Source organism: Mycobacterium sp. NPDC049093 (genome assembly GCF_040704635.1).
Classification (GTDB): domain Bacteria; phylum Actinomycetota; class Actinomycetes; order Mycobacteriales; family Mycobacteriaceae; genus Mycobacterium.
This window is the reverse complement of sequence record NZ_JBEZJS010000013.1, coordinates 25,506-48,096: the sequence shown is the minus strand read 5'-3', so window position 1 is coordinate 48,096 and position 22,591 is coordinate 25,506. Positions and strand designations below refer to the sequence as shown.

Genomic DNA, 22,591 nt, shown 5'->3' with positions numbered 1-22,591 from the left:
AGCGAGCGTAACCCTGTTCAGTTTTTCGCGTCTACGTCGCTCGGCAAGATCGTCCGTAATTATTTTACGGACTACCGTGTGTAGTCAGACCAGCCCTGCCCACTGGGCAGCGATTCCAAGACACCGTCGAAAGCGGCACGGATCCTGCGCTCGGTGCCGGGCATCATCAACGTCCACAGATCCCCGCCAGAGCCGGTCTCGCTGCGCACCACGCGACCATAAATGGTGTCCGCGATGGTCGTCGTCAACTGTGCCCAATCGCCACGCCCGGGCCGCATCTGCATCGCAGTGACCGTGGACCGCACCGCCGAGCGGTCAGCGACCGCTTCAACAATGCGCGCCTGCTCGACGGTCAGACCGTGATTGACCAGGACCGCCACAATGTGGGTCTCTGGATCGTGCTGCCACTGGCCCACAACGTCATTGAGGACCGAGGACTGGATGCTCATCCCCTCAAACGCGGCAGGTTCTGCCTTGCCAAGCAACTCAGCCACCGTCGTGGCGATCGGCTGGTCACCGACCAGGGACACCACGATCTCGTCGAGCTCCTCGTGATCCTGCCCATCAGAACTGGTGGCACCTGGCTGCCACATTCTGGCTGCCGCCACCCAAACCCCGTCACGCCGGCACAGTGTGGCCACGCGCTTGGCCGGTTGATCGGCCCGCCAGCGCTGCAATTCCTCGTAGGCGGCGATCGCTGCCGTTGAATTCTGCCGGATCGTTGCTTCATCGTGTGAAGGTCTGAAAACCGGTGCAGGACCCAGCAACCGGGTACTCATCACGGACGGAACGTCAACCTCCACATCGACCCTGATGTCGGGGCGGGCCAACGTAACCATCCACTGCTCGACATCGCCATCCAGGCCTGCCTCAGTCCAGATCCCCGCCTGTTGCAGGACTTCCATACCGGGATGGGTGGCACTGAGGCTGGCTCGGTCGGCGCCGTCAGAAGGCGGTACCCGCAGGGTCGCGGGCAGCCGTGTAATACCAGCAAGCGCGGCTATCAGCCACAATCCGGTGGAAGTGACCGATAGCCGCGCTCCAGACGCGACTGCCATTACAGGTTGCGGAACCCGGCTGCCGACGCCAGATCCGTGTGCTCGGCGGCCTGGCTTGCGCCCTGGATCGCCTGTCCGTGGCGGCCGATCGTGGCGAACACCTGCTGGAAAGCCAGCGCGATCTGCTGATGCGCTTCCTGCGCGGCGTTGGAGCCGTGCTCCTTCCAGATTTCTGCTACCGAGTTGATGGCGTGGATCGACTCCTGCTTGAGCTCCTCCAGACGGGTCATGATGTTCGTCTGGGTGGTCGCGTGCTCAATCATCCGTACGTGATCGTAAGACTGCTGTCCGCTCATAGTGTCCTCCTTGAAGATTCGAAAAGTGTCGGGGTAGGGACTAGGCGCCCACGTGGCCGAGCTTGACCGCGTTGTCCTGGTTCATGGCGGCGTACTGGTGCGCCGAGGACTTCATGTGGTCGATGACGCCCTGGAACCGCTCCGACACCTGCCGGCCGGTGTTGAGGATGTCCTCGGCGGTGAGCGTCGACTGTGTGGCGGCGATGCCCGTGAACGCACCCGAGGTCAGATCCTGGTTGGTGGTCATGTACTGATTGAGCATGCCCATGATCTCGTTGCGGATGTTGTCGAGATGGCCCGCCGAAGTGAGCATCGTATCGGTATCGGTCTGAAACATCGTGTGTAATTCCCCTCGTGCTCGATAGTGCGGTGACGTGATGTTGGTGCTGCGATAGGTCACATTTGCACTGAAATGAAAAACTTTCTAACGCCCGCAGCTAAATAATTCGCGGATTCATACCTCCCGCCCCCCGACGTAGACGACGTCACCGTCATCGGTGTAAACCGGTACACCCTCGCCCGCGCCGTCATCGGTCACGACCTGCTGATCGGCCTCACTGATCTCGCCGTGGCCGCGTTGTCCGTTTGATCGGCCTGCTGGAGCCCCCATCATCCCGGCTCCCATCGGTGCGCCGCCGGTCGTGCCGGTCACGCCGCCCCGAGGCCCTGCCATCGACGTCGCCGCCGAATCGGGCGAGCCGGGCGCATTCCACCACTTCTGCGGAACTCCCACAGGGCCTGCCATGGCGTTGGAGCCTCCCACCCCAATACCTGAGGGTTTGCTCAGCGATGCAGCGACCGGAGCTCCTCCGCCGGCATAGCCTCCGTTGGCCAGACCTAGGCCCGACCAGCCACCAGCGCTGCTGAGCCCGCCAGCTCCCAATCCCTGTGCCCCGCCGCCGAACCCGCCGCCGCCCAATCCTGACATCATCGGTGGCATCAGCCCACTGGCCTGCCCAAACAGTGACGACGGCAGCTGCCCTGCCTGGCTGAGCATTTGCGGAGCGCCTGCCAACGCCTGCGGGGCCTGCATCATCGGCCCCATCATTGCCTGGGCTGACTGCATGAACCCTGTGCCATCGGTGGATGCTGGGGCGCCGCCGGGACGGGAAGGGGAAGCCGACCCAGGCGGCGCGCCCAGCATCCCCGGCGCGGTCGAGCCCTCTGTTGCCTGCTGCGCCGCAGCCGGAGCCCCGTTCGTGGCAGCACTCAGGCCCGTGCCCATCATCGACGATGCGCCGCTCAGCGCGGTCGCGCCGACCTGCGTTGCTTGCGACAACGCTGCTGAGGCGCCTTGCAGTCCCAAAGACATGCCCGAGGCGGTCACACCCGCTGCCAGCGCCTCGGCCGGATTTGCCATTCCGGGCATCATCGGCAGCGGCACCGATAGTGCGCTGACCAAGCTGGTCACACCGGACAGATACCCCGTCATGGCGCTGGCGTTCTGGCCCCAATACTCGCCGTACTCAGCTTCCGTCTCGGCGATGGGAATGGTGTTGACCCCGAGGATATTGGTCGACTGCAACGTCGCGTCGCGCACGCGATTGGCGACCACCATTCCGAACGGAATGGTGCTGGCTACCGCGCTTCCGTAGAGCCCCATCCCGGATTCGACACATTTTGCGCTTCGCTGTGCCGCAATTGCCGCGGTCGACATCCATCCGCTATGGGTGACCGCGGCCTGCATCATCGCCACAGAGCCCATCCCCGAGTACGTCGCGGCTGTCGCTGCGGCAGTATTGGCCATCTGGACCGCACCTTGAGCATGGGTCACGCTGGCAGTCTCAAACCCAGCAGCGGCCGGCACATGAGCTGCCGGACCAGCCCCCATCATGGTCAACCGGAACGCATTGACCTCCGGCGTCAGCCCATAATAAGCGACCACCACACACTCCTAGCTCGGGAAAGCCCGTGAACAGATCGCAGCTACAGAAACAGTTGCACGGCCGCTGTCGCGTCGGTGATCTCGTGAGCTGCCGCAGAAGTGATCGAGCTCGCCGCCAGCGCTTCGCGCTGGGCAACCCCCACGCCACACGCGGCCAAGAACTGCGCCGCGTTGGCGGCGATTGCCTGGGCAAGCAGCATGGACACCTCTTCCCCGCCCATCGGGATCGGAGCGAGCAACGCCGGCGCAACACCGGTCAGCACACCCCCGAGCGCCGCGGACCCCGCCGTTTCCGAGGCGCCCTGCGCCGCGAGAATCGGAGTTTCAACCAGCAACGGCATCGTCATGACTAATTTTCCCCTTCCCTATGTGGTCTCCCACCTGATCCGAGACTAATCTGCCCGCAAAAAGACTGGCAACAGCAACGCGCAATATCGCCTGGAAGTCAACGCATTTCAACACCCATTGTTGCCATTGAGTGCATCGCGACCACCGCGGCGCGCCAACCGCACCGCTGCCCTGGCATCTGTGCCCACCGTGCGCCAGTGCGCAGCACGACGTTCACTCTCGGCTGCCGAGCCTGCGGCACTTTCGGCGATGGCGTGCCAGCACTGAGCTTGGCGCTCACTCTCGGCCGCGGCCTCCTCCGCTTGCGCAGCAAGGTGCTCCAGACGCTGGGCAACCGTCTGCGCCCATTGCGCCGAGGCCGCCACCGTCGGCGCGCCGCCGGCCAAGACAGCCTCACAGCTGCCCGACTCCCACCCGACTGCCACCCCGATCGCATCGCGCACCGCGAACCGTGCCGGGACCTCTCCGTGGTTGATCAGCCGCGACACCACCGGCCGCGCGACCCCGGCAATCCGACTCAACTCCAGCTTGTTCAAGCCAATGTCGAGCCGAGCTCGCTCGACCTCGCGTGCCAACCGACTCGCGGCCTCGGCGCCGACAGCCAGAACGTCCTGCGTCTGCGACAGCTGCGCCCCGGCCAGCACCGCATCGCATGCCCCTGGCTGCCAACCCAGCGCGACGCCGATCGCGTCGCGGGTGCGTTGGCGCACCGGAATTTGCGCGTGATTGATCAGCCGAGAAACCGTTGGCCGCGACACCTGCGCATGGGTCGCCAGATCGGCCACCGACCAGCCCTGCTCTGCTCGCGCCTTGTCGATCAGGTCTGCCAGGTGCCGTGCCGCGTGCTCGGTGTAGGTCAGCACTGCCGACCCGACATCGCGATCTGAACCCGGTCGGGCAGCCCGTCGGTGGCATACACCCCGCGCCCCACATCCAGCGGACCTGCCTTAATCCCCCGCGCGACGACGCCCTCCTGTTTGGAGCTGTTCATCACCACCACAGGACGATTCGTCGTGGTCAGCGCCTTGATCAAGGGGCTGGAGCCTGCCCCAGTCCACCGCGCCACACGCCGCCCCACAATCACGTGAAGACCGACCTCGGCGGCATTGGACATGAACTCGGCCACAGGGGACAGCGGGTGTGCGGTGCTCAAGCCCATCGCACCGCCGCCGAGCGTGTGGACGTCCTCTTCACGGTCGACGATGACAAACGTGCGCTTGCCCTTCCAGCCGCCCACACCGGCCGCCAGCTGTTCCTGCGACAGTTCACCGTCAGGCTGACGCCGAGCCAGTTCCTCCGCCAGGTAGGCAGCCAGGCCACGCATCTGCTCGAGCGTGTGCACGTACCCTTCGCGGCGTTGGCCACTGGCCGGCGCTGGCTCAGCCGCAGCTGCTTCCAACGCGGCAGTGGCAGCACCGAACGTCGTCCCGATCTGTCCGTAGCCCAGCTCCGGTGGCTTCTCCGCTGGCACCTCATAAGTGCCTAGATGCGGACCAACGACGACGTTGAGCAGCCCATGAGCGTTGTCGACGACAAAGATCTCGGCTTCGTCCGGTGTGAACACCCGCATGATCGAACGCGCCAGCGTGGCCAGGGCGGTACTGATACCGGATTCAGGGTCGGCGACCAGCAGCAGATGCGAGTGTTTGAGGAAGTCCACGAAAGCTGGCTTGAGACCCTTCTCGCAGATCCCAAACGGCACCAGCTTGCCCCCGAGCATGCCCAGGTCGTGAGCCTGGTTGAACACCTCGTCGAGCGTGACCAGTGTCGGCAACATTTTCAGCGCTCGTGCCTCATCACGTCGCCCGGCCTTGTCGGTGATTGCGGGGATGGCGGCCGCGAGGTCGCTGACCATGCCGTTGATCGACACCTGTGGCAGGCCCGTCTGAAAATGGAATCCAGCCATCGACGTGCCGCGGCCGACGATGCGAATCAGTTCCTGGTCCTCGGCCTCGTCCAATTCGCCCACGTGCTCGGTCAACTGGGCGCCGCTCGGATTCTCCTCGACAGTGCCCTCAGGCCCATCGATCCCGAATTCGGGCTCGGCTCGGTGCAGCGGCCGGAAACCGAGCGGCACCTTGAGCGCCACGTCGCGGCTGTTGCGGTTGAGATCGTCGTTGTCGGCCAGCTTCAGCTCGACATTGGCGTTGAACAGCGGGGTCAGCCGGGTGCCGAAGTCGAACCATGAGTGCCCCGCGATGATCACGTGCACGCCGTAGCTGCCGCCCTTGTTCAGCAGCTCCATCACGCGAGTGACCCCATTGGCCAGCGCCGCGTCCTCATACTCCTTCTTGAACGCGGTCCACCCATCGATCACCAGGTACACATCCCCGTATGGGTCAGACGCATTCACCGTCCCTCGGCCGCGACCGCCACCGAACTTGTGCTCGCGCAACACTTTCATGTCGACGCCAGCCTGCTCTCGCTGCTCGATGATCGACTCCAGCTCGCTGAGCATCGCGAAAACCTTGTCGCGCTTTTTGTATTGGCTAAACGCGCTCACATGTGGCAGCTCCTCAACAGCGTTGAGGTCAGATCCGCTGCACGCCACGACGAAGAACTGAATCCTGTCTTGGCGATACATCAATGAGGCCCCGGTGATCATCGTGGCGAGCGCCACCGTTTTACCGGAGTTTTGCTTGCCAATCACCGCGCAGTTGTCCTCGAGCAGGTTCACCGCGTACACCCGCTGCTGATGCTGGTGTGGGCGATCTTCCACTCCGACCGGAAACAACAGTTCCCTGTTGATTCCGTAGTCCACATTCCATGGCTTGCCACGCAACCGGCGTACCAGCTCATCGACCGGCAACGCCTCCAGCGGAGGCAGCCACTTCTGCTTGAGCACTACGTCTGGCATCCGATCGTGCAGTGCCTGCGTAGCAACCTGTACGTCGAGCAGTTCTCGCCCGTCAGGGCCGAGCAACACGTCCTGGGTGTCCTCGTCCTGCACATCGACAGTGACCGGGGCAGGCACCGTGACAGGTTCCATCCCGGTTAACAGGAACTCCCTGGGCGGAGCATAGGTCTGCTGCTCCCGCAGTTCGGCGGTGGCCATCCGCCGCCGCGGCTGGTGATAGGTGCCCGAGACGAACGCAGTCTGAAACTGCTGAAGGTCGCGGCCTTGACTGAGTAAGAAACCTGCACCCGCCGGCTTGGAGGGCAGCCACCGCGCGTCCTCGACCCCGATCACCTCGCGCGAATCCTTGGGATCCAGCACGCGCAGCGCGATCCGGATCGGCATGTTGGCCATGATGCCGCCACGTGACATGTGATGACCCAGATACTGCGAGCCCATCAATACCTTGACGCCCAACGCGCGGACCTGGCGCGTGTACTCGTCGATCACATCAACCATGGACGGGCACTCTTGAAACATCTGGGTGAACTCATCTACCACCAGCAACAGAACCGGCAGCGGAGGAATTTTCTCCCCCTTGTGAATACGCCGGAACTCATACTCCGCGGCATTGTGGCACTTTGCTCGGGCCAACTGCTTCTTGCGTATCTCCAGCTCTCCATAGAGCACATCGCACATGCGCTCCATCCACAAAGAATCGTCCTTCAGATTGTTCTGCGCGGCGACGGTATGAGGGAACCCTCGAATCGTCATCGCCGTCGTATCGCCCTTGAAGTCGAAAAACATGAACTGAAGCTGTTCAGGCGAATGCGTCAGCGCCGCCGAGAGCAACAGCGTTGTCCAAAACTCCGATTTGCCCGAACCAGAAGTCCCCACCACGACGGCGGCACTGCCCATGCCGCCCTCGTCCTCGGCTTTGAGATCGACATGAACCAAGTTCCCGAACGTGTCACGCGCGACCGGAAACCGCAGCCACTCCTTGCCCCACGCGGACTCCTCAAAAGGCGGGCCCATCCGCGTCTTGGCATACAGCGACGTCAAATCCAGCTGCGCAAAATCCTCGATCCCCAGCATGTCAGTGAGCTGAACCAGACTCGACGAGTCATCAACGACCGTGCGTGCCGAGGCGTCCGCACGATATTTCGACATCCGACGGGCGATGGTGCGAGCCGTGGATTCACTCATCTGATCCGGAATCGCGAACCGAGATCCATTGTGCTCGATCAGATCCGGGCTCACCACAAACGTGTTCGCGAACTCCAGAGCACTGCTGGGCTCTGTGGCCAGGCGCATGAATGTCACCCCGGCCACCCCCTCGGCGCGGGTGATGGTCTTCCATTCCGTCTCATCGATGCGTGCCAGATCATTGATGATCAGTAGATGCGGCATCGTCGACGTGTCGTTCTTCGTGAATCCTTCGCGCTGATGCAACGCATTGGCCATCCCCGAAGAGTTGAAGGCCGCCACCGACCTCCACACCATCCGTCGGCTACCACCGGTGTCCAGCGCCGTCGAATGCTGCGCATGCGGAAGCCACTTCAACCACGAATCCCAACGATTCACCGACTCGGTGATGACCACAACCTTGAGGTCTGTATCCGAATGAAACATCGCTGCCTGCAACACAACCGACCGAACCAACGCATACACCGCGTCCATCTGGCCGCCACGCCCCACGAAGGCCATCCCAGGGGTATTGCGAAGCGACACCGGCTTCGGAATGCCACGGACCCTATCCTGTGTCCCCAGAAACGCCGCGACAGACTGATAGGACGTCGGCTCGTAATCGGCCGAATCTCCCAGCAACGGTACGTTCTCGAACTTGCGCGTCAACTGCTGGTTGCCCAAACCGAAACGGACGAACCCGAAATGCGGGTCCAACCTCGAAGGGCTCTGCGCTGTCGTCATTACTGGCCGCCTCTCCGGCTTCGTTCCCACTGCCGATCCGAACCCACCAGCCCCAGCAAGTGATCAGGAGCCGGATGCATCCACTGCACCTGGTTGAACTGTGCCCGCGCCGCCTCGTGCAACTCAACTCGCAACTCGTCTAGATCGAGGCGGAACTTGCGCCGTTTAGCGTCCAGCGCGCTCGGACTCAACGGCTGCCCTTCACCGTTACCGCCACGGTTGCTGAACATCATCATCATCGAGGCGATCATCATGACCGGGAACAGCAGCGACATCCCCATCATGGGCCCCTGCCGCAGGGCTTTCTGCGAGAACATCAAACCCAGCATTCCGAGCACCGCCACACCGATCACGATCGGCATGATGATCTGAGCCTTGGTGCGCGGCAACGCCTGAGGACTCAGAAACGGCTCCAGCGAACTGGGCCAAAGGATCGGTGAGGTATTCACACCACGTGGCGGTCTCTGCCGAGGACCCCCGTTGAACTTCACTGTCGACATCGCTCACGCCCTCCCGTGTTCCTTGTTCGCCGCAGCCTTCGACAACTCCGGGCCCGCCGGCCATACCTGTACCATCGCCCACGGAGCAGAGCGCACCGCATCACTGACCCCCTGCTGACGCCCGACCGCAGCCAAACCCAAAGCGTTCAACGACTCCTGATCGAAAGGCACGCCGAACCGCTTGCCTGACCCACTGATCAACCAAAGTGACTGCCGCCGAGGGGAATCCAAAGCGAGCCCAGTCGCGGTAACGAACGTCGCCGGCTCATCGCTCACCAACACTTGATCGGCCTGGACACCGTCGCTGCCCCCGTCCTGGAAGCGCACCAGATTCTTGTTCTGATCTCGCCGAATCGGCAACCCACGCCCGCTGACGACACGGATCTCAGCTTGCCGCTCCCCCACCTTGAACTCCCACGCCGAGCACACCACCGGCCGCGCCGACGTATCAACCAAAGTGACCGGATTATCCGGATAGAAGTCCACATCGAGCCGATGCTGCACCGCCGCGGTAGCCAGTTCATCCGGACGTACCGACACCGGCTTGGACGTCCCAAACGAGTCACGCTGTCGCAGCATCGCGGCCACTACGGGCGAAATCTGTTGCACGCCATCGTCGAGAACCACATAGAGCCGATCCGGCCCGCCCGCAACGTCCTGACTGGACACCACCGACCCCACCACAACACCAGGGCCCCACTTGAACTGCGACGGCGCACCAGCATTGGCTACCGGCGGAACCACGATCGGACCCTTGGCCGGCACCGCTGCCAACAATGCACGCGACATCACCTGAACCGGAGCCCCTGGAGCGATCCCCAGCGCAGTCGTCACCGCCCGATCACTCAGATCCACCGGCATCCGCCACCCGCGATACACCAAGTACGTCACACCATCGAAGGACATCAGCACCGCGCTGTCATCGCCCAGCGGAGCCGCGCCATCCCCGAACGTCAACGCCCCATTGATCCCCGTCACCAGCGGAGATCCGCCCATCGTTGTCGCACCCGTGTCGCACACCGCCCACCGCGACACTTCCGGCGACTGAACACGCGGCAGATCTACCGGCGCACCCTCAATGCCAACCTCAACACCGCGAGGCATCCGGTCCGCTTCGCCCTGATTAACCCACTTAGGCATGTCCGGTCGGCCCGAAATCAGCTGAGCTGAAACCAGATTCAGCACCGGATGCAAGCGCCCGTCCACCATGACGTACAACGCCCCGGTCTCACGCACCCCAACGATGGTCGTCGAATCGTCGATCAACCCCGCCGGCCGGAAAAACCCCACCGCCAATGCGCCGATCAACACCGCCACGCCCAGGCACGCCGACACCAGCAAGAGGACCTTGCGCAACCGCTCAGGGTCACCCTCCATCGGCTCGGCCCGCCGCAAAAACGCCAAACCAAGACGACGACGCTCGAAATAGTGTCCGCTGACCTGGGTGCGCGTCGCCAAGCCCAGCCCCCGGCCAAACCGGCTATCCGGCTTCGCCGGATCCCCACCCGTCACGCCAGGACGCCCCCACGGCCCGCCAGAATCCGGCCCAGAAGAACCTACGTTTCCCTCCACAAACCGGACAGTACCGCCAGCTAGACTTCACGCGCTACGGCCGCGTACAAATTTAACGCCAACCAATTACGCGCAGTCTTCCTCCACCGAGCGCAACGGCTCAGCCAGCACCGCCCGAACATCGAACCGCGCCGCAGCCATCGCCGCATACACCATGTCCGACAACGGCATCGCAGTCCCGGCCCACCCACCGAAATGCTCCATAGCCCGGGCCAAGACCCACTGCCCCCGGTAGTACTGGTGGATCGACACCGGCACCTCCTGCGGGTGCCCTGGAGTGTCGGTAATCCCGCCTGGACGCTTGGCGCCCACGGACAAGAAGATCTCCGCACACGCCGAATCGAACTCCGCCCACTCAGCCGCGCTCGGATCACCCGCACAGCTGACCGTATGCCACCCCGACCGCAGAACCTGCGGGATCTCGTCAACGCCAACCAAACAGTCCATCAGAGCAGCACTCACCGGATAAATCACCCGCTCCTGATAGCGTCTCCCGACACCACTGAGCTTTTCCAGCCGCCCGAACAAATCCGGATAGCCCAGCTCCAACCGATGTTGATGCTGTCTGTCGAGAACCGGCGGCTGCCAATCCGCCGGCAACCCTTTCGGCCGACCCTCCTCACGACGATTCACCACCGTATGGTCCACACCGGCCTCACGAAGCGAATCGGCAGAACCCGTCGTCGCGGCCGCCACCAGCTTCCAATCGCCCTCAACACGAAGCTTCGCATACTCCACCATGATCCGAGCAGGATCAGCCCACCCGAACCACACGTTCCGAAAAGCATCGTCAGCCAACGGATCAGACACCAACAACCGAGCAGACCGCGGCAAAAACACCCCGACCGGCACATAACCCCAGCCATCACCGCTCATCACGACAGTCTCAGTACCCGTGGGCGAACGGAACACACCGACAGCCCAATCCATCGGGTACAGCCGCAAATCACCCGCCCGCGCCAACTCCCACGTCAACGCCGCCGCAGAAAGCACATCCGCCGACAACGGCTTACCCGCGCCACGAGAAACCGCCACCGGAGTCGCCACACCCGCCGGCACCAACGTCGGACCAGAAGCCACCGCAGATCCCCCACTACCGGACCCGGCCGACGACGGCGCCGCAGCGGCAGGCATCGACGCGGGCACCGTCGCTGCACCACCAGCGGCCGCAGGAGCACCCAACCCTGGCGACGGCAACAACATCCCACCAGCACCAGGAGCCCCCATCCCAGGGGCAGGCATCGCAGGTCCCGAAGTAGGCACATGCTGCCCCGAACCCGCCAAACCAGCAGGAACAGCAGACGGACCAGACACCGGTGAAGAACCGGCACCCGGAGTCACCGCCGCCGTTGACGGGCCAGCCAACGGCGGAGCTGGAGCGACCGGGGAAGAAGTAATACCAGCCGCAGCACTGCCAGCCGAAACCGCACGACTAAAAGACGCCGGATCCACACCCGACCCCAACCCCGACGTCGGCAACGCCGAACTGCTACCTGGCGGCGTCAAACCCGAAGCCTGCGGCATCCGACCCATACCAGAAGTCAACGCCGACAACGGACTAGATCCCGACCCCAACCCACCAGAACCAAGGCCGCCAGATGACAAACCGCCGCCTCCGCCTGGAAGTCCGCTACCGCTCAGCCCTGTGGTACTTAAAGGAGAGGGTTGGGTCGACGGGGAAGGTAGAGATCCAGAACGCACGCCGCCGGCTAGATCTCCTCGCTGCTCCAGTCCACCCAAACCGCCCTGCGACTTGCCTGACGTCGGACTACCACCGGGAATCTTGTCCTGCCGCTGCGCTAAACCTCCAGGACCTGAAGCCTGGTCGCCCTGCCCGCCCGGGAGTTTTTCGGGCCGACTTCCCAATCCGCCTTGGTCCAATGCTTTGTCGGATCGACTGTCGAGCCCCTTGTTATCAAGCGCGTGTGTTGTGTCTTTGTCGTTTGGAATCGGCTTCCGCACATTGAGCGCAGTAAGGGCCGGTGCTGCTTCCCCGGTCGCGTAGGTGTAGGTCGCCGTCGCCGCCGCGCTGAACGCAGAGACCGTAGCCTCAGCGTCAGTCACGGCCGCGGCCCTTATGGCTGGGTGCATTGCAGGCGGACTTGACGAGAGTGCCTGCTGTCCGCCTGCCTCGATATTGTCGAGGCTGGTCACGAGTTCGTGTCGAAGCCGGGAGACTCTTCGTGCGGCGCGCAAGCCAGCCTCAGCGATATCGACCAGCAGATCGTGCCTCACCGCGTGTTCCATGTGCGAATTGATCGCTGCGTCGCTCAACGCTCCCTCAGTGGTGTGCGTCAATTCGTTTGCTGTCGAGCGGTTGAATCGAGCGCCCTCACGCTTTTCCGCACTTTGGGCGGTGTAGTACTTGGCGTCTAAGGCACCGATGTCCTGCCCGGAGGGCCACATCCATGAGGGCAGAATGCGACTCGTAGGACGTTGGCCGTCCGATGGTGAGACCGCAGGCATTGCTCAGAGCTCGCAGGCGGTACGAATCCGGCTCGCTGCCGCTGTACTTCGATCGGCCGCTGCATTGGACACTGCAGCCGGCTGATGCTGCCCGTCGGCTGCGACTGTATCGACAGCTGCAGCAATGTAGTCATGGATCGGTGCCGCCACAGCGTTGGGTGTTAGTGGCGATAAGCGTTGCTTTAGATATTCGACCTGAATAAGTACACCGGCCTGGGCTTGGCTCAGCGCAGCTACAGTCGCTGGGTCATCCCAGCTCGGGGGCGAGTTGATGAAAGACTGGCGGGCCGCATTAATTGCTGCGGAGGCCACGCTCCAAGCGTCGCAAGCAGTCTTTTTTGCTGTGTCGACGTCGCCTGCACTCGGCGCTGTCGGGCTAGGTTCCGGTTGAGCCTGCGGCACCATATTTGCAGTTGCTGGAAGGCGGATCAATGCGACACCGGCCATCACTCCGGCGGCAATAGCCGCTGTCAGCGCAACAATAGCCAGCACGAGAAGACCTCTGCGGCGCGGCGGCTGCGCAGACTGGGGTGTTGATTCGGGTGCCGCCGGCGTGGTCGGCGAGTACGCCGGCTGCGGTGCGTGCTGAATCGCCATGGTTACAGGACCTCCGCGGTGACGGCACTTACGTTCAAGGAGTTGGCGACGTCGGTCTCGTCAAGTGCGATCAACCCTGCTACCGCTGCGAAACCCATTGCAACACCTGTCGTTGCGACCTGAGCTGCTGCGCTCGAATACTCTGCTTTGTAGGATGCGCTCGCTGTCGCCAGTGCCGCGTCGAATGGGTTCATTGTGGCTGCTGAACAGGTTGATTCCAGCTCGGCAGCTGGGGCGTTGGCGGTGGTCTTGACCAGATCAATGTCGGCTTGAGCAGCAGCCCGGGTAACGACGGCATGCGCGTCCGGATGAATGGTCGTACGTACAACAGCCGGCATTGTTACTCCCCCTACACTCCTTGATGCATCAACGGTACCGCCAGCATCAGACGCTTTTCTAGCGGTACGGGCTGATTAGCGCTGTTTCGTACTATTTGACGTACCAGCCTTTCACCGGCAAACGCGTACAGCGTCGCAGTGTTCAGAGGTCGCTCATAACCTTCGGCGCTCAGACCGGAGCCTGGGCAAACTTCAGGCCATTTCTGCACTTCTGGCGGCCAAGAAGCGGCTGGCAGCCAAGAGCGGCCCCCGTACCGATGACTCGCCTGCAGCAACTGCCGCGGAGAATGGGTGCGGCTGGGCATCGGCGGCAAGCCCTTCCGTAGTCGCCGCCGAGCCTCCGGAGGTCTCGACAGGCTCGGTCTCAGTTGTGATTGCAGCCTTGGCAATCTCGGGATGGACAGTCATTCGTTCTGGCATTGCTATTTCCCCCATGCCTGTTGATTATCCGTTGTTGCGCTCCGCGGCGACTACGTCGGCGCTGATGTCTTTCTCGATGTCGGCTGCTTCCATTCTGGCTGCTTTCACAGCGCTCTTGAGGGTTGCGTTGATCAATTCTTCGAGGCCGACGTGGTCGTAGCGAGCGGTGCAGCCTTCGGCCAGCGACAGCGACATCAACCGGCCTTTGGAATCCACTGTCAGCGAGACGTCGCGGTTGCCGCTGGCGGCGTCTACTGCGCAGTCGTCCCATTCCTGCTGGAGCTTGGTCAAGACTTTAGTCATCCGTTCGATGCGGCTTTTCATTCCCGCGACCATCTCAGCGTGCGCCGCGTAGTCCGGGTATTCGTACACGGTCACTGGTCGTCATCCTTCGGCATTTCAACGCGGCGACGCCGCGAAGACGTCACGACCACGTCGGCTTCGTCGGTGCTTCGGTTCGCGGCCCGATGGTCGTTGGTGACGTCGGCAGCCTCGGCGGCCACTCTGCGCGGCACTTCTCCTTTGACGAACTCGGAGTTCGGCTCCACCGGAACAATGATCTTTTTGTCAGGCTCAGCGACCGGTTTACTTCCCCCGCCGCCTCCGCGCCCCATCCCCCCGGCCATCGGCGGCATCATCGGCATCCCGCCCATCATCCCGCCATGCTGGGTGCTCGCCGCAGTCGCAGCGGAACCAGTCGGCAAGGCCGCAGGCGCGCTGGCTGGCCCGGCCTGAGCCAGCATGCCGCCGGATGCCGGTGGCAGATCCGTTGAGACACCGGCAGGCTCGGTCGAACCTGAGCCACCACCGCCGCCACCAATATCGCCGAACCCTGCTGACGAACTGCCCAGATCGGAGACGCCCAGATCGGGCATTTCAGGTTCGGACAGACCTTTGGCCAGTCCCTCGACAGCTTGCCCGGCTTGCGAGATCGCTGACTGCGCCTGCTGCGCGGCGGCCGACGGCAAGCTGGTCAATGCCCCCAGCGCACCGCCGACCACCCCGGCAAGCACGCCCGGCAACATCGCCACCAACGGCCCAGCTTGGGCCATCGGATCACCTGGTTGTTCACCGGCCAACGCCGGGTCACCAAGAAGATCCAGCGGCTCGTCGGTGCCGGACCCGGCGGCGCCAAGATCGTCGCCGACATCGTGGTTTCCTGGGCTGTGATCGGTAGCAGCTTCGGGGCGCGAGGAAGATTGTCCTTCCTGCGGGGCTCGGCCTGGTTCTGGCGCGGTGGGTGACACGACCGGGACCACTGGTGGCGGCGGTGGCGGCGCGGCGGGGAGCTCCCCCAGGTGATAGGTCTGGGAGGCTACCCCCGCGCGGGTGTTCAGTGCCACGAGGTCGCTTTGCAGTTTCGTCACCACTGAGGAGTAGGCGCCTCCGAAGCGGGCATTGAGCGTTTGAGCCTGGCTGAGTTCGCGTTCCTTGCTGGTGAATGCCGCCGAGCGTGGTGTGTCATTTTGGGCAGTGCCGAAACGATCGCGGTGGCCGGTGGCCGCCGATGCCAGAGTCGAGGAGTGCTGCTGCATGGAATCGGCCCAGGTGGCGTATCGCCGCAGCGCCGAGGCAAGGACTGAGGCGGTGTTGCCTCGCAGTGCCTCACTCTCGATTGTTTGAGCGGCCAACCGCGACGCCACCGCCGACCCATTGAACATCGCTCCGTACCGGGCGCACGCACTGCTAAACGTGCTGCCCGAGTTGGATTGGCCGTTTTCCATGATCTGAGCCGAGATCTTCCCGTAACGAGGCGCCGCGGGCGCGATCGGCATATCCGGCGCGACCACATCGCTGGTGGCAGCCGGGACGAACGCCGGGGCGACCCCGTCGGTAGGCCCGCGGCGAACCGCGGCGAGCGCCTTGGCGTTCTGCTCATCCATCTCCACCGACACGCGACTGATTTCGGAGACAGCTCGGGAAGCGGCCAACAGAACCTGGGCAGCGTCGGCTGCGCGCGAAGCCAACACCGCACCGTGCTCCGACAACCGTGCTGCCGCGGTCGTCGACGTCTCGTCGGCGGCCAGAGCCGGATGTGCCGGCGGTGTGGCGGCCAGCTGCATCAAACCCACCGAGGCGTTATGCAATTGACCAGCTACTGTCGCCAGGCCCGCGTCGTTCGCGTAGTAGGCCACCACTTACCTCTCCCCCTTGCCCCGTGCTAGAAGTCGATCGTGGCCGCATACGCCTCAACCTGAGGCGCCGTGGGCAGCCGCGTCGAGATGCCCTCAACCCGATTACGGAACATTTCCTCACGCAACGCAAGCTGCGAGCGCAGATAAGCCAGTGTGCTGAGCCGAACGATCCGGCTGGCCAGCACGTCATCCGCCAACCTCATCGCCGGCGGTTCGAGCTGCACACCCGCCGTATCACCGTTGCGCCCGACCCTCACGATGATCGACTCATCGCGACTGGCAGCTTCAAACACCGTCGCGTCCTCAGTCCCGGTTGATGGTGAGGTTGGCGGCGTTGTGCTCGGTCATGGCGTCGAACTGGTCGGCCGTCATTCGCAGCTGCCGTGCCATCGCCCGATTCTTGTCCTCCTCGGCGGTCAACGCGCGTTCGCGCGCGTTGATCGCATCGATCGCTGCTCGACGCGATTCGTAGGCCAGCGGACCCCAGCTCTCGGTGTCCTGCGCCGCCCGTGCGTTCTCATTACGAGCCGTGGCGTAGCGATCGGCGGTGGCCTCATACTTTGTGGCGGCCAGCCGCAGATCATCCGAGGTGAAACGCAATTCGTTCACGGACATGAGGTTACTCCTGCTCAGATAGGGTGGGTTTCAGGAATCCACGCGGCGGGTTGGCGGACACTGGGGCTAAGTCCTGTTCGGCGGTGTCGGAGTGGTCGCCGTCGCGGCGATCACCGGCTGGGTCGTGTGCGGGCGTTCCCATCCCAGGAACGTTGTGCCGACTTGCAGATCCTTGAGTGGGATCTCGCGGCCGTTGTCCCACACCTTGTCGTTGCCCAGGGCCATTACGCGGTGATCGGTGAACTGGCCGACATCTCCGAATTCCAGGCCCTCCGAACGCGACACCATGTTCTTGGTGATCGGGGCGCCAGGCGGGGACATGGCCAGACCGGCATTGCGATATGAGTCATCGATCGACTTGCCTGCCAAAACCTCGTCGCCAGCCTTCTTAAGGGCAGCATTGGCCACGGTTACCTCGTCACCAGACTGAGGCAGCTTGACCTTGAGGTCATTGGCCGCGGCCTGTTCGACCTGGCCGGACTGTGCCTGCGGGGCATTGGGAGTCGTCGCATCGGCAGGGCCGGCCGCGGGGGTCGTCTGAGCGGCCTTATCTTCGGGTTTGTCGTCGCCAGGCTTTGACTGGTCCTTGTCATCGGTCTCAGGTTTGTCGTCGGCCTTGTCGTTCAGCGGCGGATCAGTCACTGGATCAGCCGGCCCTTCCCCAGTCCCGCCACGGATCGCAGAGCCGATCGCAGAACCGATGTCGCCCAACGGCAAACCGCCACCGCCACCCATGCCCGGCATCATGCCGCCCATCATCTGAGGCAGCCCGCCCAGCGCCCCCGCTGCCGGTCCCAGCAGCGAGCCCAGACCCTGCATGAGCGGGTCTGAGGCGAGCCCATCGAGCAGCGGATCGCCCGGCAATGGGGCATCCGCGGGTGCCGGCGCGGTAGCAGGCGCCGCGGGCTGATCGCCACCAGATTGGTTCTGCTGCTCGGCGCTGCCAGGTTCGCCCTGGTTGCCAGCTTTACCACGGTCGCTGTCGCCGATCGCGTCCAACTGGGCGGCGACCCCGTCGAGCAATGCCGCATGAGACTTCGCGTCGAGCTCGGCGGTGTTGGCGACGTTCAGAATCTCAGAAGCCTTGCCCCGCAGAAATTCAGCGAGCTGCTGTTGTCCGGCCTGGGTATCCAAGGTGGGGCTGAGCTTCTGCACCTGGTCGATGATCGAATCCTGCAACTGCTTGAGCTTCTCTTTGCCTGCCTCACTTGAGCTTTGCGCTTTGAGGATGGCATCAGCGAGCTGTTCGTCGGCATTGTTGATCGCCGACCGATTCTTGCCGAGTGTTTCGTCGAGACGTTTGGCAACATCTGCTGCCGCCCCGCTGAGCTGCCCATCGCCGTCCTGCTTACCGTCGCCCACTGGTGTCACCGCAGGGGTGCCGCTATTGCTGGCCGGTGTCGTCGGAGCTGGAGCGGGAGCTGGGCTGGCGGGAGCTGGAACTTGCTTTGGTAGACCTAGGCCATGATTGATGTCAGATAAGGGAGCGGTTTCAGGATCAATACCCTGGTATGCCAGCACCGCTCGCTGCTTGTCGGTGATGTCGCTGCGATCCGAAATCGCCGGAAGGGTCACCGTGGTATCTGGGGACAAGGGCGGAGCGGGGATCCGTGGCGGTGACATCGGCGCCGAGCCACCACCACCTAGAACCTGCGAAAAGTTCAGCAGGTTTCCCGTCATCGTTTCAGCCCAAGCCGTCATACCGCGGACGGTAAACCGTCACGACCGGCGATTTCTAATGCCCCAGCCACATTTGCCCAATATTGGCCTGGCCTAGAGCTTTTATGGGCGTACTGCGGCTACCCTCGCTCGGCATGACCGGCTGTTTGGCGAAACATCTTGGAGCACAGCGCAGATCAACCACCGATGTTGACAATTGTTGACTTTGGGGACACGCCGCATCGCATGCACGCCACCACGGCAAACCCCGCCTAACACTGGTCACCACCAGCTGGGAAAGGAACACATAAGCCATCTTCGCCATGCCGCACTGCAACGACCAACCTGCTGTGAGCCATGGAGGCAAAGCGCATGGAAGTTGACGGGACTCAGGCATTGATCTGTGACCTCGGCGTGTCATCGCCGCGACGGCCGCGGGCTAGGGCATGCTCAACAACCACGGACAGTTAACAATTGTCCCACCCGTTGTATCACACGAGAGGGGTTGAACGCCGCCTACCGATCATCATGCCGCCTCAAGGCAGGCGAACGGAGCCTGAAACGCAGAAATCCCCGCCGTAGCGGGGAAATCTGAAAGTTGAACCGAAGCGCCAACTTCGGCTCAGGTCTCCAACAAAAGAATCTCAACACCCTCGGCGTCGGAGCCGACTCCAAACAAATGGAGCCAACCATTATGGCTGGCTCCAGGATAAAGGACGCCCTCGTGAGCCGCAATACCCGAGTGATGTATCCTCATCAACCCTTCACACATCGGACTGAATCCCAGGCAGGACAACGCCTTTCGGCAGTTCGCCGATGACCGCTCCGCCTGCCGCGCCACCGGTCTCACCCGGCCTGATCTGGAAGAAATTGGCGCGGTTGATCGCTGCGCCCGGGCGCACCCAGATGCGGCTGTACAACGCCGAGACCGAGAAGTTCTCGGACACAGGACGGCTCACCGAATCGCTGCCATGGCGATCAGCCGCGGTGTATCTGTACACCAAAGGACGCACTCAGGTCCTGGTTCTCGACTTCGATGTCAAGCACTATGGCGCCGAGCAAGTCCGTGCCGACCTCGATACCGCCGCGGCATGGATCAGCTCATGCGGTGGCGCCTTCATCACCGACTCGTCGACCAACGGCGGCCGCCACCTCATCGCCCCCCTCGCCATCGGCACATCAGCGTCATGTGACGAAATGAAGGCGTTGGTGCGCCTGCTCTCCACCCGCCTGCCGACACTGGACATCACGCCCATGGCCGGCGCTGCCAAGGGCTGCATCAGCGTGCCCGGATCACCCGACAAGAACGGCGGCTACCGCCAGCTCGACGGCAGCCTCGAGGACGCCGTGGAGGCCTTCGCCACCCGATCAGCCCCCGACCTGCTGCCCCGACTGCAGATGCTGCTCGGCGCACTCAATGCCCCCCAACCCGCGCCGGAGGCCACGACCGCCGCGCCGACCCCCATCGGCGACTTTCTCGAAGGCAGCGGGGACGACACCCGGTTGGCCCCCGACTACCGCCGAAGCGGCGAACTGCCGGCCGACGTCGTCGACTTCGCCGCCCACGGGGTCTTGAACCCCAAGCGCCTCACCTGGGAGACGAAACACCAGGCCCGCATGTCGGTAATCGTCAACGCCTTCGCTCGCGGCTACAGCATCGCCGATCTGCGCGAGCGCATCGCCCCCGGCGGCTGCTGGCACGACGGACTCGGCCACGCCTACGCGCGCTATCAGCACCGCGGTGACCTCGCCCTCGGCAAGGACTTCACCAAAGCCCAGCACTGGTACATCACCAACGTCCTAAATTCCTCTCCCGCGCGGCACAGAGACAAGAAATACACACCGGGGGGTAAGGCACAGGGATGGCGTGGACCGAAGAATCTTCGAGAGTGGCTCGCCAACGCAACGGCATGGGCTGATGCAGAGTTCGCCGGAAAGAGGCTGCGGTGGACGGTACGGGCAGTACTACAAGCACTGGCTTTCTACGCCCTGGTGGCCGGTGAGCAACGATCTGGGACCTGGCTGGTAGGTGTGGGGGGTAGAACACTTTCGATCGGCTCAGGGCTTCTGAGCGAGGACAGTGTGTGGCGAGTGCTGGCCGACCTACGGGAACGGCCAGGGTCCCCGATTGTTCTGGTGCGCCAGGCGGTGGGCACCGAGGCCGATGTTTACGCTCTGACCAGCCAAAATCGTGTGAATACGGATCCAGCGCGAGCGCAGCGGGTACGCGTGGAAGCAGTTCATGAAGCGTGGAGCGTGATCGGGCACCACCTGCGCCGCGTGTACGAGCTCGTGGCCTATCACGGACTGACCCAGAAGGCCGACCTGTACGCGGCCGCAGGGGTACCGCGCGCCACCGGTGACACCATGGTTACCGCGCTGGAAATCGCCGGCCTACTCACCAAAGCAGGGTGGGGAGCGGTCGCGGCCGGCCACGTCAGCCTCGACGACATCGCTGGACAACACCACCTCGACCAGCTGCGCGCAGACCGTCTTGACCGGCACAAAGCCGAACGCGCTGCCTGGCGCAAATGGCTCGACGACCGCGAACAACAGCGCAACCCACAACCGGCCGCCGCCCCCCGAGGAGGATTCGCGCCGGCTAGCGTGGGCGACGACCACGCCGAAGAATACGCAGCCTGGCGAGAATCCATGATCACCACCGGCCCCGACGAAGTCGATATCGAGCTGGAAGCCCTCGATCTGATCACCGACGTACTCGGCGGCCGAATACTGTCCCCTTGACCACAAACCAGGGGCGTGGCTCAGAACTCGCGGGTCAGTTCACCGAGATGCCCCGGCGTCATGAACTGTGAAAGCGCATCCAGATAGGTCCGTGCCACACTGCGATACCGCTCGGCCGCGGTCGAATCAGCTTCCAGAAGATCCTGCTGAGCTGCAATGAGCAGCCGGTTCGCTTCCCGAAGGGCAATGATCTCCGCCCGAGCATTGGCCAGATCCGAACTCTCCGCCGGCGCAACGACACTGGGCGTCGCAACCGGGCCCGACCGCGCCGGCAACGCATCCTCGTAGACATACCAGCGCAATCGCTCTGGCCGCGGCATCGCTCCGCCACGCAGCACGCCATTTTCGATCTCTTTGACGACCGTACGGCGATCCTTGCCGAGCCGTTCAGCAGCTTCTTTCACCGTCACGATCGCACCAGTCGGCACCGTCTCGACATGAGACGGCGGATACTTCAACTGCGGCGGATCGGTTGACGTCGTGACGGACTCGCCCCCTCCCCCGACTCGGCAACTAAGAACACCATGCCCTTATTTAACGACATAATAGCGACATCGGCGGCCGACACTGACCCGCATGTCCTTAAATAACGGCATGCGTGCCCTAAAATAACGACATCGGCTCACGCGGTGACACCGCGGAACCCAACGCAAGGAGATCGAACGTGCGGGACAAAGTGGTGGGCGTGCGTGTCAACAAGACCGAAGGCGCGTTCCTGGCCGGCCAAGCCCAGGGCTACGGACTGACCACCCCCGAACTGCTCCGAGTCTCCGGCCTGCTGCTCGCAGAGCTGCTCAAGACCCGCAACGTGACCGATCAAATACTCGGCCAGACCCTCAAAGCCATCGCCATCGATGACATCGCCGCGGCCGATGTGCTCGCGATCCTCAGCGAACCCGACGTCAACGTCGAAGACCAGCTCGCAGATCTTCTGCGCACCGGCGGCCGTCAGGTACTGCAAACCGCGTCCTGAGCCGGATCCCCATCAGGTCAGCACGCGAGAATCACAAAAGCCAGACCTCTTGACTCAGCAGGGGTAACGGCCCCTGTGCGCTGAGCCTGGTCTGGCTCCTGTGCGGATCACCGTCCCCGATGACCACCTCTGACGCGGACAATGCTAGCAGCGCCGCACCCAACCAGCTCTCCCCACACCGATCTCGCCGTGCCTGCAACAAGTAACGTCGGACCGGTG

General features: G+C 63.4%; 20 protein-coding genes. 2 read left to right on the top strand and 18 right to left on the bottom strand.

Annotation, left to right across the window (positions count from 1 at the left end; translation table 11 throughout):
- Positions 1-71 precede the first annotated feature (71 nt).
- From AB0876_RS33165 to AB0876_RS33085, 17 genes are all read right to left on the bottom strand, one after another.
- The gene (locus AB0876_RS33165; RefSeq protein WP_526044134.1) at positions 72-1,058 is read right to left on the bottom strand and encodes an ESX secretion-associated protein EspG; all 987 of its coding nucleotides are present in this window, start codon (positions 1,056-1,058) and stop codon (positions 72-74) included.
- Positions 1,058-1,354, bottom strand: a complete 297-nt coding sequence (locus AB0876_RS33160; RefSeq protein WP_079632970.1) for a hypothetical protein — start codon at positions 1,352-1,354, stop codon at positions 1,058-1,060. Before AB0876_RS33160 ends, AB0876_RS33165 begins: the two co-directional genes overlap by 1 nt.
- Positions 1,355-1,394: 40 nt before the next feature.
- Positions 1,395-1,754, bottom strand: coding sequence for a hypothetical protein (locus AB0876_RS33155; protein WP_526044133.1), 360 nt, complete (start codon positions 1,752-1,754; stop codon positions 1,395-1,397).
- A 54-nt stretch (positions 1,755-1,808) separates the two neighbouring features.
- Complete coding sequence (locus AB0876_RS33150) at positions 1,809-3,239, bottom strand: PPE domain-containing protein (protein WP_526044132.1); 1,431 nt, start codon at positions 3,237-3,239, stop codon at positions 1,809-1,811.
- 41 nt (positions 3,240-3,280) lie between these two features.
- Positions 3,281-3,586 (bottom strand): hypothetical protein, encoded by a 306-nt coding sequence (locus tag AB0876_RS33145; RefSeq protein ID WP_526044131.1) that lies wholly within the window; start codon positions 3,584-3,586, stop codon positions 3,281-3,283.
- A 108-nt stretch (positions 3,587-3,694) separates the two neighbouring features.
- Positions 3,695-4,450: a helix-turn-helix domain-containing protein gene (locus AB0876_RS33140; RefSeq protein ID WP_526044130.1), complete on the bottom strand. Its 756-nt coding sequence runs from the start codon at positions 4,448-4,450 to the stop codon at positions 3,695-3,697.
- Complete coding sequence (locus AB0876_RS33135) at positions 4,444-8,325, bottom strand: FtsK/SpoIIIE domain-containing protein (RefSeq protein ID WP_526044129.1); 3,882 nt, start codon at positions 8,323-8,325, stop codon at positions 4,444-4,446. The genes AB0876_RS33140 and AB0876_RS33135 overlap by 7 nt, the downstream gene beginning before the upstream one ends.
- Before the next feature lie 26 nt (positions 8,326-8,351).
- On the bottom strand, positions 8,352-8,714 hold the full coding sequence (locus tag AB0876_RS33130; RefSeq protein ID WP_526044128.1) for a hypothetical protein: 363 nt from the start codon (positions 8,712-8,714) through the stop codon (positions 8,352-8,354).
- Between the two features lie 141 nt (positions 8,715-8,855).
- Entirely contained in the window at positions 8,856-10,310 is a 1,455-nt protein-coding gene (eccB, locus tag AB0876_RS33125) for a type VII secretion protein EccB (RefSeq protein ID WP_448499559.1), read from the bottom strand.
- 180 nt (positions 10,311-10,490) lie between these two features.
- Positions 10,491-11,558 (bottom strand): EspK C-terminal domain-containing protein, encoded by a 1,068-nt coding sequence (locus AB0876_RS33120; RefSeq protein WP_526044127.1) that lies wholly within the window; start codon positions 11,556-11,558, stop codon positions 10,491-10,493.
- 1,335 nt (positions 11,559-12,893) lie between these two features.
- On the bottom strand, positions 12,894-13,382 hold the full coding sequence (locus AB0876_RS33115) for an Rv2240c family protein (protein ID WP_526044126.1): 489 nt from the start codon (positions 13,380-13,382) through the stop codon (positions 12,894-12,896).
- 107 nt (positions 13,383-13,489) lie between these two features.
- Entirely contained in the window at positions 13,490-13,825 is a 336-nt protein-coding gene (locus AB0876_RS33110; protein ID WP_526044125.1) for a hypothetical protein, read from the bottom strand.
- 444 nt (positions 13,826-14,269) lie between these two features.
- Positions 14,270-14,623 (bottom strand): YbaB/EbfC family nucleoid-associated protein, encoded by a 354-nt coding sequence (locus AB0876_RS33105; protein WP_526044124.1) that lies wholly within the window; start codon positions 14,621-14,623, stop codon positions 14,270-14,272.
- On the bottom strand, positions 14,620-16,317 hold the full coding sequence (locus tag AB0876_RS33100; RefSeq protein ID WP_526044123.1) for a hypothetical protein: 1,698 nt from the start codon (positions 16,315-16,317) through the stop codon (positions 14,620-14,622). Before AB0876_RS33100 ends, AB0876_RS33105 begins: the two co-directional genes overlap by 4 nt.
- A gap of 89 nt (positions 16,318-16,406) precedes the next feature.
- Positions 16,407-16,673, bottom strand: coding sequence for a DUF2694 domain-containing protein (locus AB0876_RS33095; RefSeq protein WP_448499569.1), 267 nt, complete (start codon positions 16,671-16,673; stop codon positions 16,407-16,409).
- Positions 16,674-16,683: 10 nt separating this feature from the next.
- On the bottom strand, positions 16,684-16,989 hold the full coding sequence (locus tag AB0876_RS33090) for a type VII secretion target (RefSeq protein WP_526044122.1): 306 nt from the start codon (positions 16,987-16,989) through the stop codon (positions 16,684-16,686).
- Between the two features lie 72 nt (positions 16,990-17,061).
- Positions 17,062-18,357, bottom strand: a complete 1,296-nt coding sequence (locus AB0876_RS33085; protein ID WP_526044121.1) for a DUF4226 domain-containing protein — start codon at positions 18,355-18,357, stop codon at positions 17,062-17,064.
- 1,113 nt (positions 18,358-19,470) lie between these two features.
- Between AB0876_RS33085 and AB0876_RS33080 the strand changes: the two genes are divergently transcribed.
- Entirely contained in the window at positions 19,471-21,399 is a 1,929-nt protein-coding gene (locus AB0876_RS33080; protein ID WP_526044120.1) for a hypothetical protein, read from the top strand.
- A 20-nt stretch (positions 21,400-21,419) separates the two neighbouring features.
- Here AB0876_RS33080 and AB0876_RS33075 read toward each other — a convergent pair whose 3' ends face one another.
- Positions 21,420-21,809, bottom strand: coding sequence for a MerR family transcriptional regulator (locus AB0876_RS33075; protein ID WP_526044119.1), 390 nt, complete (start codon positions 21,807-21,809; stop codon positions 21,420-21,422).
- Between the two features lie 254 nt (positions 21,810-22,063).
- On the opposite strand from AB0876_RS33075, the gene AB0876_RS33070 reads away from it, so the two are divergent.
- Positions 22,064-22,372, top strand: coding sequence for a hypothetical protein (locus AB0876_RS33070; protein WP_526044118.1), 309 nt, complete (start codon positions 22,064-22,066; stop codon positions 22,370-22,372).
- Positions 22,373-22,591: the final 219 nt, after the last annotated feature.